The sequence below is a fragment of the Streptomyces sp. NPDC005438 genome (genome assembly GCF_040606315.1).
In the GTDB taxonomy this organism is placed as follows: Bacteria; Actinomycetota; Actinomycetes; order Streptomycetales; family Streptomycetaceae; genus Streptomyces.
Genome location: NZ_JBEXEP010000001.1, coordinates 297,405 through 315,420 on the forward strand (window position 1 = coordinate 297,405; position 18,016 = coordinate 315,420).

General features: G+C 74.5%; 4 protein-coding genes. All 4 read right to left on the minus strand.

Annotated elements, in window-relative coordinates:
* Window positions 1–4 precede the first annotated feature (4 nt).
* Genes ABZT14_RS01225 through ABZT14_RS01240 form a run of 4 tightly spaced genes read right to left on the minus strand, consistent with a single transcriptional unit; the run spans window position 5 to window position 17,482 of the window.
* Window positions 5–562: a carboxymuconolactone decarboxylase family protein gene (locus tag ABZT14_RS01225; RefSeq protein WP_356295091.1), complete on the minus strand. Its 558-nt coding sequence runs from the start codon at window positions 560–562 to the stop codon at window positions 5–7.
* The gene (locus tag ABZT14_RS01230) at window positions 559–8,898 is read right to left on the minus strand and encodes an amino acid adenylation domain-containing protein (protein ID WP_356295094.1); all 8,340 of its coding nucleotides are present in this window, start codon (window positions 8,896–8,898) and stop codon (window positions 559–561) included. The genes ABZT14_RS01225 and ABZT14_RS01230 overlap by 4 nt, the downstream gene beginning before the upstream one ends.
* A complete protein-coding gene (locus ABZT14_RS01235) occupies window positions 8,895–12,221 on the minus strand; it encodes a beta-ketoacyl synthase N-terminal-like domain-containing protein (RefSeq protein ID WP_356295097.1) in 3,327 nt (1,108 codons plus the stop codon). Before ABZT14_RS01235 ends, ABZT14_RS01230 begins: the two co-directional genes overlap by 4 nt.
* On the minus strand, window positions 12,218–17,482 hold the full coding sequence (locus ABZT14_RS01240; protein WP_356295100.1) for an acyltransferase domain-containing protein: 5,265 nt from the start codon (window positions 17,480–17,482) through the stop codon (window positions 12,218–12,220). Before ABZT14_RS01240 ends, ABZT14_RS01235 begins: the two co-directional genes overlap by 4 nt.
* Window positions 17,483–18,016 lie beyond the last annotated feature (534 nt).

Below are 18,016 nucleotides of genomic sequence, written 5' to 3' on the forward strand. Positions count from 1 at the left end.
CTTCTCAGTGCTCGCCGTGCCAGGCGAAGGACTTGAAGGGCTCGTCCAGCGGCGCCTCGGTCATCCGGTTCGCGTAGGTCGAGATGGTGTAGACGCCCAGGCCGAGGACGACCTCCAGGGCGTTGCGGCGGGTGTAACCGGCGGCGAGGAACGCCTCCATGGCCTCCGGCGCGACGTGGCCGAAGCCCTCCATGGCGGCCTGGGTGAAGACCCGGATGGCCTCCAGCTTGGCGTCCTCCAGGGGCTTGCGCTCCCGCAGGGCCTCGACGAGGTCCTGGTCGGCGCCGGACTTGGTGAGCATGGCCGAGTGCATGGCCACGCAGTAGTGGCACTCCACCCGGGTGGCCATGGTCATGATCATGACCTCACGCTCCATCTGGCTGAGCGTGGTCTTGTTGAACAGCGCGTTGCCGTTCATGAAGTTCTCCAGCAGTTCGGGAGACTCCGCCATGTAGGCCACCGGGGCCGGCAGGAAGCCGAAGCCCTTCAGGGTGTTCTCCATGATGGGGCGCGCGGCCTCGGGGGCGGAGGATACGTCGTGCCGGACGAACGACTCGGTCATGCTGTGTTCCCTTCGGTGCTGTTCTCATCAGTGAGGCCCGTACGACAGGTCGCCGTGCGAGCGGAACCCGTGCCCCAGGACTCCCGGACCACCGACGCGAGGGCGTCGATCCGGTCTTCCCGCAGCACGGAGTAGTGGTCGCCGTCCAGGGTGTGGACGGCGAGGGGGTGGGTGAGGTGGTCGATCCACGCCGCCGTGACGGTGTCGGAGGCACCGTCACGGGCCTGCACCAGGACCGCCGGCACTGTGTAGGTACCGGCCCGGTGGGCGGCCAACGCCCGGGCGTTGGCGGCGAAGCGGGCCACCACGGCGCCGATCGCGGCGTCGTCGGTGCCGGCGCCGAAGACGGCCCCGGCCCGCAGCCGTTCGGCCAACTCGGCGTCGGCGTCGGGCACTTCGGCCAGGTCGACGCCCGCCAGCGGGTCGGGCACTCCGGCGACCTGGGCCACGTCCCGGGCGAACCAGGTCAGCAGCTCGGCGTGCCCGGGTACCGGGCCGTGCTCGTCGGGGTGCTCCATCAGGTCGACCGCGACCACCGGGGCGAGGGGGAAGCCCCGCCGGGCCAGCCGCTCCCCGACCTCCAGCGCGAGCACCCCGCCCATGGACCAGCCGGCGAGACGGACCTCCGGCGCCGCCTCGGGGCGGTCGCCCCCGGTGCGCCCGAGCACGTCCGCCGCCACGGCGTCCGCGTAGTCGTCGGCGAGCTGGTCGAGGGTGAAGTCCGAGGGCAGCCCGTCGGGTACCTGCACTCCGGTCACCGGCCCGTCCGTCTCCCCGGCCAGACCGCGATAGCAGACGACGTCGCCGCCGACGGGGTGGATCCAGTAGGCCGTGGGCCCCTGCCGGTCCCGGACCATCGGCACCAGGGCGGCGCGTCCGGTCCGACCGTCGGCCACCGCGCCGGCCATCGCGGCGAGGGTGGAGTGGGTGAACAGGGTCGACAGCGGCAGGTCCACGTCCAGGGTGGAGCGCACCAGGGACATCAGCCGTACGCCCAGCAGGGAGTTGCCGCCCAGGGCGAAGAAGTCCTCCTCCCGGTCCTCCGGGGCCTGCGGCAGCAACTGCGCCCAGACGGCCGCGAGTTGGCGCTCGACGCCCTCCCGGGGCGGCTCGGAGACGGTGCGCCGGGCGGTGAGCGCGGGGTGGGTGGCCAGCGCCCCACGGTCGACCTTGCCGTTGGCGGTGATCGGGACCGCGTCCAGGGTGACCAGGCGGGTGGGCACCATGTACGACGGCAGCCGGTCCCGCAGGGAGGACAGCAGGGCCTCCGGTTCCAGGGCGCCCGGATCGGCGTCGGTCTCCGGCACCACCCCGGCCACCAGGGTCTTCATCCCACGGTCCGCGCCGATCGCGGCGGCCACCGCGTTCCGTACGCCCGGGGAGCGGGTCAGCGCGGTCTCGATCTCGCCCAGCTCGATCCGGTACCCCTGGACCTTGACCTGGCCGTCCTGCCTGCCGAGGAACTCGATGGTGCCGTCCGGCAGGTACCGGCCCAGGTCACCGGTGCGGTACAGCCGACCGTGGGGGGTGTCCTCCAGGAAGCTCCGGGCGGTCCGCTCCGGGTCGGCGAGGTAGCCACGGGCCAGCCCGTCGCCGGAGATGTACAGGTCGCCCGGCACCCCGGTGGGCCGGTGCCGCAGCCGCTCGTCCAGCACGTGGAAGCCCTGGTTGCTCAGGGGCTTTCCGTACGGGACCGAGGGCAGCGCCGGATCGGGGGTGCCGACCGGGTGGGTGATGGACCAGATGGCCGCCTCGGTCGCCCCGCCCAACGAGTGCACGGCCATGGCCGGGGCCCGGCCCCGTGCGCGCTCGGGCAGGTCCAGCGGGATCCAGTCCCCGCTGAGCATGGCCAGCCGCAGTGACGGCACCGTCGTGTCGACGCCCTCCAGGTGGTCCACGAACATCTGGAGCAGCGCCGGCACCGAGTTCCACACGGTCACCCCGTGCCGTCGCACCAGGGCGGCCCACTCGGCGGGATCGCGCTGCTGGTCGGGGCGCGGCAGCACCAGGGTGCCGCCGGCCGCCAGGACGCCGAACACGTCGAAGACGGAGAGGTCGAAGTTGAGCGCGGAAAGCCCCAACACCCGGTCGTCGGAGGTGATCTGGAACCGCTGGCCCACGTCCTGGAGGGTGGTCAGCGCGGCCCGGTGCTCGATGACGACGCCCTTGGGCTCACCGGTCGAACCCGAGGTGAAGATGACGTAGGCGATGTCGGAGGGGTCGGCGGTCGCCGGCCGCTCCGGGGGCGCCGCTCCGTCCGGGGTGGCGTCCGTGCCGTCGGGAACGTCGAGTACCGGCAGGTCCGCCAGCCACGGGTGGGCCTCGCGCACCGACGGTTCGGTGAGGGTGAGCACCGCCGTGGACAACTCGACGGTACGGCGGGCCCGTTCGGCCGGCAGGTCCACGGCGACCGGTACGTAGGCCCGGCCCGCCTTCAGCACCGCCAGGGTCGCCACGACCTGCGCGACCCCCTTGGGCAGCATGACCGCGACCCGCTGGTCACGGCCGGGGCGGGTGGCGGCGGCGACGTGGTCGGCCAGCGCCTCGGCGCGGGCGTCCAGCTCCCGGTAGCTGAGGCTCTCCGTACCGCAGGTCAGCGCCACCGCGTCCGGCCACCGGGCGGCGGCCCGCTCCACACCGTGGTGCAGCAGGCCCCCGGGGGCCGGGGCGACGGTGTCGTTGGCCGCCTGCCGGGGCGTCAACTCGGCCTGGGATAGGCGTACTTCGGGCCGCTCGTACCAGGCGTCCGGCTCCTCGCACAGCTGCTCCACCAGCGCGAGATAGCTGTCGAACATCGACCGCACCATCTCGGCGGGGAGCAACTGCGCGACGTGGTCCCAGTTGAGCCGGAGCCCCTGGGCGTCCTCGATCACCTGGTGGTCGAGCCACACCTGCGGGGTGCGGATCATGGAGGACACCTCGTGGCCCTCACCGGTGAGCGCGACCAGGTGGTCGGTGAGCGCACTGGAGGCGGGGCCCTCCCCGGAGGAGAAGTTCAGCGTGCTGGCGAAGACCACCGGCGCCCGCCCGGCCCGTGCCGAACCGTGCCGGGTGGCCAGTTCCCGCAGCACCTGTACGCCGCTGAAGGCGCTGTGCTCCAGGTCGCTCCACAGCTGCCGCTGGAGCCGCCGCCCCCGCTCGGCGAACCCGTCCTCGCCCCGGGTGTCGACCTCCAGCAGGGTGGTCGCGGAGAAGTTGCCCAACACCGAGGAGACCTCGGGGTGTACCGGGCTGCGGTTGAAGAACAGCAGGGTGAGCGTGAAGTGCGGGTGGGCCGACCAGCGGGCCAGGGTCTCCGCGTAGGCGGTGGCCAGCGCCGCCGAGGCGGTGACGCCCGCCGTGGTGGCGTGCTCCTTGAACCGGGCCCAGCGCTCCGGCGGCACGGTGGCCGTCAGATGGGCGAACTCGGGCCGACCGATGGCCGCGGGATCGTCGCTGAGCGGGAGTTCGGGTGCCGGCGGCAGGGAGGCGACGCGGTCCGTCCAGTAGGCGCGGGCCTCGGCGTAGCCCGGCTCGGCCTCCTTGTCCCGCAGGTGCCGTACGTAGTCCCGGAAGGTCAGTCGCGGCGGGGCGGGCAGGGCCTGCCGTCCCTCGTAGGCGCGGGCCAGCTCGGCGAAGAACAGCGCCGTGCTCCAGGCGTCCATGATGAGGGCGTCCACGCCCACGTGGAGTCGGGTGACGCCCCCCGGCAGCCTGGTGACGGCCAGCCGGAACAGCGGCCAGCGGGTGGGGTCGAAGACCTGGTCGGCCAGTTCCCGGGTCCGTCGCGCGGAGCGGTGGTCGGTGTCCTCCCCGGACAGGCCGGTGAGGTCCAGCCGGTCCAGGCGGTAGCGGTCGACCTCCGGCAGCACCCGCTGCGCGCCGTCGTCGGTCATGACGGCCCGCAGCATGTCGTGACGGGAGACCACGACGTTGACGGCCTCCTCCAGCCGGTCGACGTCCAGACCCTTCAGGTCCACCTCCAGGAAGAAGAAGGTCGACACCCCGCCCAGTTCGATCCCCTCGGACCGGCCCACGAGGTAGGCCTGTTGGAGGTCGGTGAGTCCGAACGGCTCGTGTCGCCGCGCGGGATCGGGCACCAGCGCCACCGGGGTGTGGACGACGCTCTCCTCCAGCACCTCGCCGGCCCGGGCCACCACGGCCGGGGGCTCCTCGGTGGCGGCTTCGGTCGCCCCGGTCGCCTCGGCCACCTCGCTGCCGGGGGTGGCCCGTGGGCCGTCCGGCACTGGCCGGTCGTCGTTCACCGGGGCGCTCACCGGGGCGTTCGGCAGCCGCTCGCTCACATAGGCGGCGAGTTCGGCGATGGACGCGCCGTCCAGGAACACCCCGAGGGGTACGGACACCCCACAGCGGGCCGCCACGGCCTCCTTGATCTCCAGGGCCATCAGCGAGTCCAGGCCCAGGTTCTGCACCGGTTCCCCGGTCGACAGCCGCGCGGCGTCGGCGCGCAGCGAGTGGGCGCAGGCCTCGGTCACCACCGCCAGGGGGTCCACCGGTGCCGGCCCGTCCTGGTGCCCGCCGCCCTGTTCGGTCGGCTCGGGGAGGCGGCTCGTGGCGGGGCGCGCCGGGGTGTCGGCCACCGGCGCCCAGGGCGCGGTGACCGTACGGGAGGCGGGGGCCGTCTCCCGGTGGCTGTCGGCCTGGGCCCGGGCGAGGGTGACCCCGGTGACGTCCACCCACGAGGTACCGGAGTCGTCCAGGAGCTGGACGTCGGCCACCAGGGTGCGGGAGTCCGGCGCGGCCTCGCGCAGTCGCAGCCGCACCTCCAGCGGTCCGGTGGGCACCTCGCCGTGGACGTGCAGGGCGTCGACGCCGACCACCATGAAGGCCTGGTCCGCCATGCCCCGGGCGGCCAGCGGCGCGAACAGCACCTGGAACATGGCGTCGGTCAGTCCGGGAGTGAGGACGTACCGTCCGGTCTCCTCGGGCTTGTGGGCGCGGACCCGGGCGCGGGCCCGGTCGCGGTCGTAGGCGACCTCCTCCACCCACCGGGCGCCGGCGCCCAGGTAGAGCCGGCGGCGCCAGAGTTGGCGGTAGAAGGCGTCGCCGTCCATGTGGTGGGCGAGGTCGGCGAACCCGCCGGGTGCGACGGGGCGCGAGGTTCCGGTGGGGGCGACGCGGCCCTTGCAGTGCACCGGCCAGCTGTGTTCCGGGTCGCCGGGCTCGGAGTGGTAGGCGAAGCCGAGTTGCCCGTCCCCGAGGGGTTCGAGGGTCACCGTCACGGTGGGCGGACAGGTCTCGTCGTAGCTGAGGCGTTGGAGGACGGTGACGTCCTCCAACAGCACGTCCTCGCGGCCCCCGGCCACCCGTGCCGCCTGGAGCGCGACCTCGGTGAAGAAGCCGACGTTGACGATGGGTTCCCCGCCGATGACGCAGTCCACCAGGGCGGGGTCGAGGGTGCTGTCCAGGGTCGCCAGGAAGGCGGCGCCCGCGCCGGGTACGGGCAGCCGGGTGCCCAGCAGGCCGGTGCTCCTGGTGAGGGCCGGGCCCCGCTCCACCCGCTCGGGGGCGACCGGGCTGGTGACCGGGGTGGCGGCGGCCTCCCGGACGGCGGGGAGCGGGGTCGGGGTCTCGCTGGCCGTGTACCAGTGGCGTACGCGCCGGAACGGATAGGTCGGGGCGTCGACGACGGAGGCGCCCCGGCCGGCCCACAGTCCGCGCCAGTCGGGGTCGAGCCCGGCGGTGTAGGCGGCGGCGGCCGTCTCCGCCACGGTCTCGGTGTCCGGCCGGCCCGGGCGCAGTGAGGCCGCCCAGAGGCCGGTGCGCCGCTCCTCCGGGACGAAGCGGGAGGCGGTCGCCAACAGGGTGGGCTTCGGGCCGACCTCCAGCACGTGCCGGGCGCCGGTGTCCAGGGCCGCCGTCATGGCGGAGTGGAAGTCGACCGGGAGGAGGGCGTGTTGGCACAGGTAGCGGGCGTTCCACTCGTCACGCCCCACCAGTTCGCCGGTCACGGCGGAGACCAGGGGTACGGCGGGCGGGGAGAAGACGATGTCGTCGAGTTCCCGTGCGAAGCGGTCCAGCAGGGGCCGCATCAGCGGGGAGTGGAAGGCGCGGGTGGCCTCCAGCCGCTTGCCGCGCAGACCGCGTTCGGCGGCGCCGGCGAGTACCGCGTCCACCTCCGGGCCGGGCCCGGAGACCACCACGTGCTGTGGCCCGTTGAGGGCGGCGACGGTGGTCAGCCCGGACGGGGGGAGCAGCTCGCGCACGGTGTCGGCGGGGGCGAACACCGCCGCCATGGCGCCCGGTTCGGTCAGTTCGTGCATCAGCCGGCCGCGTACGGCGGCGACCCGCAGGGCGTCGGCGAGGTCCATCACCCCGGCGACGGCCGCCGCCGCGATTTCGCCCACGCTGTGCCCGACCACCACCTGCGGGGTGAGGCCGGCCGCCCGCCACATCTGGGCCAGCGACCACTCCAGGGCCACCAGCGCCGGCTGGGTGTACCGGGTGTCGTTCAGTCGCTCGCGGGCGTTGGGCCCGGTGTCGAACACCACGTCCAGCAACGGCTGTTCGAGCAGGTCGTCAAGGAGCTTGGCGCAGTGCTCCATGCTGGTACGGAAGTCGGGGGAGCGCTCGAAGAGTTCGGCGCCCATGCCGGGGTACTGCGCCCCCTGCCCGGTGAACAGCCAGACCGAGCGGGCGCGACCGGCCGGTACCGCCTCCGGGGGACCGTCCGCCTCGGCGACCCGGCGCAGTTCCTCGCGCATCGCCGAGGGAGTCGCGGCGACCACGGCCCGACGGTGGGGGAAGTGGTCGCGGGCGACGCCGGCGGTGTACGCCAGGTCACCGACAAGAGTCGGGGACACCGGGGCCGACTCCCGCCCGGGGGAGGCGGGTTCGTCGAGCCGGTCCAGGTAGCTCCGGGCCAGTGCGGCCACCCCCTCGGGGGTGCGGGCGGACAGCGGCAGCACCCAGGTCTCCGGCTCCCGCCGGTGCGGGCCGGCGGTGGAGCCCGGAGCGGGTGCGGCGACCGGGGCCTCCTCGACGATCACGTGCGCGTTGGTCCCGCTGGCACCGAAGGAGCTGACGCCCGCGCGGCGGACCCGCTCACCCCGCGACCAGGGCTGACACCCGGTGGGTACGGCGACGTTGAGGGCCGGCAGGTCGATCTCGGGGTTGGTCCGGGTGAGGCCACGGTGGGGCGGCAGGGTCTCGTGGGTGAGCCCCAGGACGACCTTGAGCAGTCCGGCGACCCCGGCGGCCGGTTCGAGGTGCCCCAGGTTGGTCTTGACCGAACCGACGAGCAGCGGCGCCTCGCGCTCGCGGGTGCCCAGCACGTCGGCGAGGGCGTGGACCTCGATGGGGTCACCGAGCGGGGTGCCGGTCCCGTGCGCCTCGACGTAGTCGATGTCGGTGGCGTCCAGCCCGGCCGAGGCCAGGGCGGCACTGACGACCTCGCGCTGGGCCTTGGCGTTGGGCACGGTGACGCCGCTGGAGCGGCCGTCCTGGTTGACGGCGGTGCCACGGATGACGGCCAGCACCCGGTCACCGTCGGCGCGGGCGTCGGAGAGCCGCTTGAGGACGACCACTCCGCAGCCCTCGGAGCGTACGTAGCCGTCCGCCGCCGCGTCGAAGGTCTTGCAGTGGGCGTCCTCGGCCAGCATCCCGGCCTTGGCCAGCACCGAGTACCACTCCGGCGCGAGCAGCACGTTGACCCCGCCCGCGAGGGCCAGGTCGGCCTCCTTGGCGCGGAGGGCCTGGACCGCCAGGTGGACGGCGACCAGGGAGGAGGAGCAGGCCGTGTCCACCGAGAGGCTGGGCCCGTGGGTCCCCAGCCAGTAGGCGATCCGGCCCGCCGCGAAGGTGGAGGCCGCGCCGGTCAGCGCGTACGCCTCCAGCTCCTCGGCCGCCACGTGACGCATCAGGGCCTGCGGGTAGTCGTCGTTGGTGACGCCGACGTACACCCCGGTACGGGAACCGCGCAGGCTTCCCGGGCGGGTGCCCGCGTGCTCCAGCGCCTCCCAGGTCACCTCCAGCAACAGCCGCTGCTGGGGGTCGAGGCAGGCCGCCTCACGGGGGGAGATGCCGAAGAACTCCGCGTCGAAGGTGTCCACCGAGTCCAGGAAACCGCCCGAGGGCACCCCGTCGGGGAACCCGCCGGGCACGTCGGCCAGTCGTTCCTCCGGGTAGGGGACCACCGCGTCCCGGCCTTCCCGCAGCAACTCCCACAGGGCGTCGGGGTCGTTGGCGCCACCGGGCATCCGGGCACCCATGCCGACGACCGCGACCGGCTCCCCGGCCCCGGCCCGCAGGGAGTCCCGCTCCTGGGACAGGGTTCTGATCCGCTCCAGAGCCGACTGGAGCAGGGCTCTGGTCTCCTCGGGTATGTGGTGAGTCATACAAGTCCCCCGTGCAGTGATGTGGGGCGCTGGAGTTCCGACTCCAGTGCCCGGATGAGGTCCTCGTCGCTGAGGACGGTCCCGGTCCCGTCGGGTGCGGGCGCGGCGACGGCTGGCGTCGCGGGCGCCGGAGCGGAGGGCGCCTTCGGCGCCGTGTCGTGGCGGGGGCCGGCCCCCGTGTCCTCGTCCCGCTGTTCGGCGGCCACGAGTTCCGTCAGGTGCGCCCCCAGTTCGGCGGCGGTCGGATGGTCGAACAGCGCCCGGATCGACAGGGCGAGGCCCAGGGCGCGGGCGAGGCTGTTCCTGGCGCGGGCGGCCAGCATCGAGTCCATGCCCAACGAGAAGAAGCCGGCGTCCACGTCGAGGGTGTCGACGGTCAGCCCGAGGGTCTCGGCGACGATCCGTTCCACGGTCTCGGTGACCTCGGCCGCCGTCGGGCCGCCGCCGCGTGCCGTCTCCTCGGACGGTGCCCGGCCGTCGGCGCCTGGTGCCGTGACCTCGTCCGGTCGACGGGCGGGCCCGGTGGCCGTGGCCGGGAGGCTCCCCGGCGAGGTCCAGGGGAGGGCCCACTGGTCCTCGGTGAACCAGTGCCGGTTCCGGGCGAAGGGGTAGGTGGGCAGGGCGAGCATGGGCACCGGGGCGTCGCCGGGGGTGTCCTGGCGGACGTGGCGGTGTGGCCAGGGGCCCCGCTTCCGGTGGGTGAACAGGAAGCCGAACGCCCGGTCCAGGGCGACCGCGTCCGGCAGGTCCCGGTGCAGTGACCAGGTGGCGGCGGCGCCGGTGTCGGCGCAGAGCCCCTCCAGGGCGTCCACCAGGGTGGGGTGCGGGGCGAGTTCGACGAAGGTGTCGTACCCCTCGGCCAGCAGGGAGGCCACGCCGTCGGTGAAGCGCACCGGTTCCCGGAGGTTGGCGCACCAGTACGCGGCGTCCGGGCTGTCCGTCAGCGGGCCGCCGGTGACCGTGGACACCATGGTCACCCGGGGGGTCCGGGGCCGGAGGTCGGCGAGCGCGGCGCGCAGCGCGGGCCGTAGCGCGTCGGTCTGGGGGCTGTGCGAGGCGACGTCCACGTCGACGAACCGGGCGAACACGTTGCGTTCGGCGAGTTGGGCGGCGACCTCCTCCAGGGACGCCGATCCGCCGGAAAGCACCGTGGAGTGGGGGGAGTTGACGACGGCCACGCAGATGTCGTCGTATCCGGCGCACAGTTCGTGGGCGCGCTCGTGCCCCACCGCCACCACCAGCATCCGGCCCTGCCCGTCGATGCGGGAGAGCAGCCGGGAGCGTTCACAGATGACGCGGACGGCGTCCGGGAGGCTCAGCGCCCCGGCGACGTGGGCCGCCGCGACCTCGCCCATGCTGTGGCCGATCACCCCGTCCGGCTCCACCCCGGCCGCCCGCCACATCGCGGCCAGGCTGACGGCGATGGCGAACAGGGCCGGCTGTACGTAGCGGGTGGGCAGGTGGCCCTCGTCGCCGTGCTCGATCAGTTCCCGCACGCTCCGGCCCAGGTGCGGGCGCATCGCCCGGTCCACCTCTTCCATGGAGGCGGCGAAGTCGGGGTTGACCGCGCCGAGTCGGGTCGCCATGCCGATCCAGTGCGGGCCCTGGCCGGGGAAGACGAAGGCGACCCTGCCGGTGCCCCGGGCCGCTCCGGTCGCCCCGGCCGGTCCGGGTTCGCCCTGGGCCGCGGCGCGCAGCACCGCGACCAGTTCGGCCGGTGTGGAGCCGGAGGCGGACAGCCGTCGGGGGAACAGCGTCCTGCGGTGGTCGGTGGCCTCGGCCACCGCCCGGACCGTCGCGGGGTCCGCGTCGGCCAGCCGGTCCGCGTAACGGTCGGCCAGCCGCGCCAGGGCCTCGTCGGTGGTGGCGGACAGCCGTAGCGTGCACGGCCGTTCCGCCGCTGAGGGCTCGTCGGCGCGCGGCTGTGGCGCCTCGGTGTCCGGCGCGGGGGCCGGCCCCAGTACGGCGTGGGCGTTGGTGCCGCCGGCGCCGAACGCGGAGACGGCGGCCAGCCGGTGGTCGTCGTCCTCCTCCCAGGGGCGAGCCGGGCCCCGGGCGAAGTCCAGCCGGGTGCCGTCCACCTGGAGGTGGGGGTTGACGGTGTCGAGGTGCAGGCTCGGGTAGACCGTCCGGTGGTGGGTCGCCAGTACGGCCTTCACCATGCCGGCCAGCCCGGCGGCGGCCTCCAGGTGGCCCATGTTGGTCTTGAGCGAACCCAGCCGGCAGGTGGGGCCGGTGGCGGACCCGTACACCTCGGCCAGGGCCTCGACCTCGATCGGGTCGCCGAGGCTGGTCCCCGTACCGTGTGCCTCCACCATGCTGATCTGCGAGGGCTCCACACGGGCGTTGCGCAGGGCCGAGGTGACGCACTCCCGTTGCGCGCGCCCGCTGGGCGCCGTCAGACCGTTGGTCAGGCCGTCCTGGTTGACGGCGGTGCCACGGATGACCGCGTACACCCGGTCGCCGTCGGCGACCGCGTCGGACAGCCGCTTGAGGACGACGGCGACCACGCCCTCGCCCCGTACGTAGCCGTCCGCCGCCGCGTCGAAGGTCTTGCACCGTCCGTCGGCGGACAGCGGCAGGCCCTTGGAGTGGGCGACCGAACCGGCGGGGGAGAGCAGCAGGTTGACGCCTCCCGCGAGGGCGGCGTCGACCTCCCCGGCACGCAGCGCCTGCACCGCGAGGTGCACGGCGACCAGGGAGGAGGAGCAGGCCGAGTCCACGGCCATGCTGGGTCCCCGCAGGTCCAGCTGGTAGCTGAGGCGGTTGGCGATGATGCAGTTGGTGCCGCCGACGACCGAGTACAGGTCCACCGTCTCGGGGCTGGCGAGCTGCAGGTGGAGGTAGTCGGTGGAGTTGGCGCCGACGTAGACCCCGGTACCGGAACCGGCGAGACGGTCGGCCGGCAGGCCCGCGTCCTCGAACGCCTCCCAGGCCACCTGGAGCAACAACCGCTGCTGCGGGTCGACATGGGCGGCCTCGCGCGGCGCGATGCCGAAGAAGGCGGCGTCGAACCGGTCCACGTCCTCGACCAGTGCCGCGTGCCGCATGTGGGTCCGGCCCACCGCCTCGGGGTCCGGGTCGTGCAGCGCGTCGTGGTCCCAGCGCGTGGTGCCCAGTTCGGTCACCGTGTCCGTTCCCGAGGCCAACGCCTGGTGCAGGGCGTCCGGGGAGCCGATGCCCCCGGGAAGCCGGAGCCCGATCCCGGTGACGGCGATCGGTTCGCGCCGCGCCCGGGTCAGCTCCTCCACCCTGGTCCGCAGCCCCCGCACCGTGGTCAGCGCGGTGCGCAGAGCCTCCGCCTGTCCTCCCTGGCCTGTCATAGGTCCCCCACCATCGTCGCCAGTTCCTGGAGTTCTCGTTGGAGCAGGTCCAGTTCCGCGTCGACCTCCTCGCCGGGTGGCCGTGGGGCCCCGTCGGCCGGGTCGGCGGATCCGTGCTCCGGGTTCGGGGTGGGAGCGGTGTCCGCCCCGGCGCCGCCGTCGCCGATCTCCTCGGTGACGCGCCGGTCCAGCTCGGCGGCCAGCGCGTTCGCGGTGGGGTGGTTCCACACCACCGTGGAGGACAGCCGGAGGCCGAGGAGCCGCTCCAGGCGTCCGCGCAGTTCCAGACCCATGATCGAGTTCAGCCCGGTGCTGCGGAACGGTTCGGTGGGGTCCACCTGGGCGACCGGCACCCCGGCGACCTCCCCGACCACCGTGTGGACCACCTCGGCCACCCGGGCCGAGCGCTCCGGCCCGGGCAGCAGCGCCAACTCCTCGCGTAGCGAGGACGGGCCGGCCGGGCCCTCGGGCACCGACACCGGCAGGTGCCGTACCTCCATCCCGCGCACCCGCAGCACCACCTGGTCGCCGCTGAGGACGTCCGCGTGGGCGGTGTACGTCTCGCCACCGGGGTCGGCCACCAGGGAGGCCGCCACCCGGACCGGGTCGGTGACCCGTCCGGTCAGCGCCACCTCGCGCACCGCCGTGGTGAGCACCGTGCGGTTCGGCGGCAGTGCCCCGGGGCCGACGAGCAGGGGAGCCGCGGCCGTCTGGAAGACCGCGTCCAACAGCCGGGGGTCCACCGGCAGCCGTGGGTCGGCGTGGCGCGGGTCCCAGTCCAGCGCGGCCACCGCGTGGGACCCGGTCACCGACAGCAGACGGACACGCCGGTACTGGGTTCCGAACGCCAACCCCCGGCGGGCGCACACCTCGTAGAGCTGGTCGGCGAGTTCCCCGGCCGGCTCCGCGAGTTCCGGCACCACCAGGGCCGGCTCCGGTGCCACCGGGCCCCGCGCCACCCGTGCGGAGGCGACCTCGGTCCACACCCCCGCGTCCCGTCCGTGGAAGGTGACGTCGCAGGTGGCGGGGGCCGCCCCCACCCGGTGTTCCCGCACCGTGGTCTGGAGGGTGGTCCCGGTCCCGTCCACCTGGAGGGAGGCGGGCAGCGCCAGTTCCCGGACCGACCAGTGCCCTGTCGTACCGTCCTCGCTGTCCGCCGCGACCCGCGCGGCCACCGAGGCGAAGGCGGCGGCCGGCACGACCACCCGGCCGTCGACCACGTGGTCGCCCAGCGACCAGGTGGCCGCGTCCACACCGCCCGCGTACACCGACACGTCCGGCTCGTGGGGCAGTTGGGTACGCACGCCCACCGGGTCGGAAGGGCCGGCGCCCACCTGGCCGCCGAGGACGGGAGCGGACACCCGCTGCCAGGGGTACGTCAGGAGCGGCGGCGGCGCGGGCGCGTGCCCGGGGTGGAGCGCGTCCACCTCGACCGGCACCCCCGCCTCGTACAGCCGCCCCAGGGCTCCCAGCAGGGTGGGCCACTCCGGCTCCTGGCGACGCAGTGCCGGCACCACCGAGACACCGTCCCGGTCGCCCGCCGTCTCCGCCACGGAGGGGCTGAGCACCGGATGCGGGCTGATCTCGACGAAGCAGTCCCAGCCGTCGTCCAGCAACCGGCCGGTGGCCTCGGCGAAGAGGACGGGGTCGCGGAGGTTGCGGGCCCAGTACGCGGCGTCCAGCTCGGTCCCGTCCGCGACCCGACCCAACACGGTGGAGTAGAGCGGCAGTCGGGAGCCGGTGGGGGAGACGTCGGCGACGGCCTCCACCAGCGGCGGCAGGATCTGGTCCATCTGCGGACTGTGCGAGGCCACCTGGACCCGTACCGTCCGGTTGAAGACCCCCCGGTCGGTCAGGGCGGCGGACACCCGCTCGATGTCGGCGGTGGCACCGGACAGCACCGTGGAGCGGGCCGAGTTGCTCACCGCGACCGACACCGCCGACTCGTCGGCGCACAGCTGTTCCGCCTCGGTCAGGGTGAGTTCGGTCGCCAGCATCAACCCGGTACCGGTGAGCGCGTCCATCAGCCGGGAACGGCGCCCGATCACCGCGGCGGCGTCCCGCAGACTGAGCGCCCCCGCCAGATGCGCGGCGGCGGCCTCCCCCATGCTGTGGCCCACCACCGCGTGCGGGGTGACGCCGTAGTGCTCCAGGGTGCGGGCCAACGCCACCTGCATGGCGAACAGCAGGGGCTGGGCGGTGGCCACGTTGGTGAAGGTGTCGTCGTCGCCGTCCTCCAGCAACGGGCGCAGCACCTCGGCGCCGCTCGCCTCCCGCAGCGCCACGTCACACCGCCGCAGGTGGCGGGCGAACACCGGGTCGTGCCGGTACAACTCCCGGCCCATACCGCGCCACTGGCCGCCCTGCCCGGGGAAGACGAACACCACGCGGGGCCCCGAGCCGGCCCGGGCACCGAGCCCCGCCACCCCCCGCGCCCCGCGAGCACGTCCGCCCGGACCGTTCGGTCCCTCCGCCTCGGCCGCGCGCGCGGCCAGCTCCGCCACCGCGCCCGCACGGTCGGCGGCCACCAGACCCACCCGGTGCCCCAGGGTCCCCAGCCGGTTCAGGGCGGCGGCGACCTCCAGGGGCCCCGACTCCCGGGGCCACCAGTCCGCCACCTCCCGGCACCGCCGGGCCAGGGCGGCCGGGCCGTGGGCGCTGAGGGTCAGCAGGGCCGCCCGCTCCGGGGCCGCCTCCCCGGTGGCCGGCCGACCGGACTCCCGGCCCGCCCCGCCCCCGGTCACGGACTCGACGTGGTCCAGTCCGTGACCGGAGCGGGAGCAGGCGGAGAGTACGGGCACCCGGTCGCCGAACTCGGCGCGCAACGAACTGCCCAGGATCGGGTGGGCGTTGATCTCCACCACCGCCGACACCCCGCTGACGAGCGGGTGCGCCAGCGCCCCGGCGAAGTCGACCGGTTCGCGCAGTCCGGTGACGAAGTAGTCGGCGTCGAAGTCGCCGGCGCCCAACACCCGGCCGTCCAGAGCGGAGACCATCGGCAGCACCGGCGGGTACTGGTCGACGGCGCCGATCTCCCGCGTCAGGTCCTCGCGTACCTCGTCGATGGCCGGACCGTGCGCGGCTAGGTCCACGTTGATGCGGCTCGCCCGGTGGCCGTCGGCGACCACGGCGGCCACGAGGGCGTCCAGGTCGCCGGCGGGGCCCGACAGGTTGGTGGAGTGCCGCGAACTCCGTCCGGCCACCACCAGGTCCGGCCACCGCTCCAGATACCGGGCCAGCTCCTCGGCCGGCAGCGGTACGACGGCCATCCCGCCGCCCCGACCCGTCAGCCGCTGCTGCGCGCCCGCGTAGTGGGCGACGATCCGCCCGCCCTCGCGGGCGGTGAGCGCGTCCACGGCGACGGCTCCGGCGATCTCGCCGAGCGAGTGGCCGGCGACGACGGCGGGGCGCACGCCCCGGGCGGCCAGGCTACGGACCAGGCCGACCTGCACCGCGTAGACGGCGGACTGGCTGACGGCCACCCCGTCGGCGTCGGGGTCGGCCCCGGTGGCGATCAGGTCGAGGACCGACCGGCCCAGCACCGGGGTGCTGCCCCGGTCGCACTCGACCACGGCGGCCCGGAACTCCGGGTCGGCGCGCAGCAGTTCACGCCCCATGCCGGCCCACTGGCCACCGAACGGGGTGAACGCGAAGAGGGTCCCGGCACCGCGCTCGGTGACCTCGACCGCCCGGGGTTCCCCGGTGGCCTCCGGGGCGGGCGGGACGGCGTCCGTCCCGGGACCGGGCGGTGGCGCGACCACCACGTGCGCGTTGGTGCCGCCCCAGCCGAAGCTGCTCACCCCGCCCAGGACCCCCTCGCCGGCGGGCAGTTCGACGGGTGCCTCGGGGAGGTCGAGGCGCAGCGCCGCGAGGTCCAGGTGCGGGTTGGTCTCCCCGTGGAGGCGGCAGGGCGGAACCGTACGGTGCCGCATCACCAGGGCGGTCTTCACCAGGCCGGCGACGCCCGCCGCGCCCTCCAGGTGGCCGATGTTGGCCTTGAGGGTGCCCAGCCGGACCGGTGCGGCCACCTCGCCGAGGGCCTCGGACAGTGCCGTCGCCTCGATGGGGTCGCCCAGTTCGGTACCGGTCCCGTGGGTCTCCACGAACCGTACGCGCGCGGGGTCCGTGCCGCCCCGCGCGTGGGCCTCCTGGATGACGGCGCGCTGGGCCGCCGGACTGGGCGCGGTGAGGCCGTTGGTGTGCCCGTCGTTGTTGACGGCGGTCCCGTGGAGCAGGCACCAGACGTGGTCGCCGTCCCGCTCGGCGTGGCTGAGCCGCTTGAGGACCAGCGCCACGGCGCCCTCACCCCGACCGAAGCCGTCGGCGAGCGCGGAGAAGGCCTTGCTGCGCCCGTCCGGGGAGAGCCCGCCGAAGGCGGTCAGGTCGGCCATGGTGGCCGTGGACTGGAGGAGGTTGACGCCGCCCACCAGGGCCGTGTCGATCTCTCCGGCCCGTAGTGCCTGGGCCGCCAGGTGCACGGCGACCAGGGAGGAGGAGCAGGCGGAGTCCAGGGTGACCGAGGGGCCGCGAAGGTCGTAGAGGTAGGAGACGCGGTTGGCCACCATGGAGAGGCTGGAGCCGGTGGCGGTGTGCAGGGTGTGCTGTCCGGGCCTGCTGACGGGGCCGCGCTCGTTCCAGATGCTACCCGCGTAGACGCCGGTGGCACTGCCGCGCAGTCCGGTACGAGTCAGGGTGGAGGACTCGATCGCCTCCCAGCACACCTCCATGAACAGGCGCTGCACGGGGTCGAGGGCGGCGCACTCGCGGGGGGTGAGGCCGAAGAAGCCGTGGTCGAAGGTGTCGAGCGGCTGCCGGAGGTAACCGGCGTCGGGCGTTCCTCCCGAACCCGGGGGGAATCGGCCCTCGGGTGGGGGGCCGATCGCCTCCGTACCGTCGAGCACCAGGTCCCACAGTTCGGCGAGGGAGTCGGCGCCCGGCAGTCGTACGGCCATGGACACCACGGCGAGGGGTTCCGCCGGGTCGACTCCGGTGCTTCCGCTCCGGGGCGTCATCTGACGGCCGGGGCCCGCGAAGTCACCCGAGACCGCCGCGCGGGCCAGCCCGTTGACGGTGGGGAAGGTCCAGGCGGTGGCGACCGGTACGGGCCGTCCCAACCGGTCACCCAGCTCCGCGACCAGCGTGGCCGCCGCCTGGGAGCCCAGTCCCAGCTCGGAGAAGGTCGTCTCGGGGTCGATCTCGCCGCCGTCCGGCCCGAGTTCGGCCCGAATCCGGTCCGAGATCCAGCCGGCGACCTCCGCCACCGAGTGCCTCGAACCGCTCTGTGTCTCCGGGGCCCTCAACGACATCGCCCCGGACGGCTTCCGGCCGCGCTCGTGGGGCGGCGGAACGTCGGGGACGACGGGGCGGACCCGGTGGGACGCGGGGTGCCGTCGTGGCCTCGTCGGGCCGGGGTCCCCTTGGCGGGGACCCGGGGAAGCGGATTCGGCTTCCCGGGCACGTGGTTCACCGGTAACTGGGCATACTGCGCGGACAAGTTGATCCCCCCGTGACACTCAATCATCAACTTGGTTGACGTTATCTCAGGTTCCCCGGGGCTGAGCACCGGCCGTCTTGTGCCCTGTGTCACACCGTTTTGTCCACCTCGTGCGACGTTCACCTCGCCCGTACGGGGCCGCCCTCCGCCCGGGGGACACGCGCCCCAGGTCACCCGGGTCCCGGTGGGGTCGCCGCGCTTCCGGTTGGCCTTCCCGACGGGCCGGTCCGGGGTCGGGTCGGCCTCACCGGGCTGTCGTCGTTCGGTCGCCGGTCCGTCGCCGTGGACCGGAGGTAGTGGC

What these genes read in the sequence shown, in the direction of transcription:
- ABZT14_RS01225 (WP_356295091.1), bottom strand. Translation starts at nt 562, where the DNA reads ATGACCGAGTCGTTCGTCCGGCACGACGTATCCTCCGCCCCCGAGGCC.
- ABZT14_RS01235 (WP_356295097.1), bottom strand. Translation starts at nt 12,221, where the DNA reads ATGACAGGCCAGGGAGGACAGGCGGAGGCTCTGCGCACCGCGCTGACC.
- ABZT14_RS01230 (WP_356295094.1), bottom strand. Translation starts at nt 8,898, where the DNA reads ATGACTCACCACATACCCGAGGAGACCAGAGCCCTGCTCCAGTCGGCT.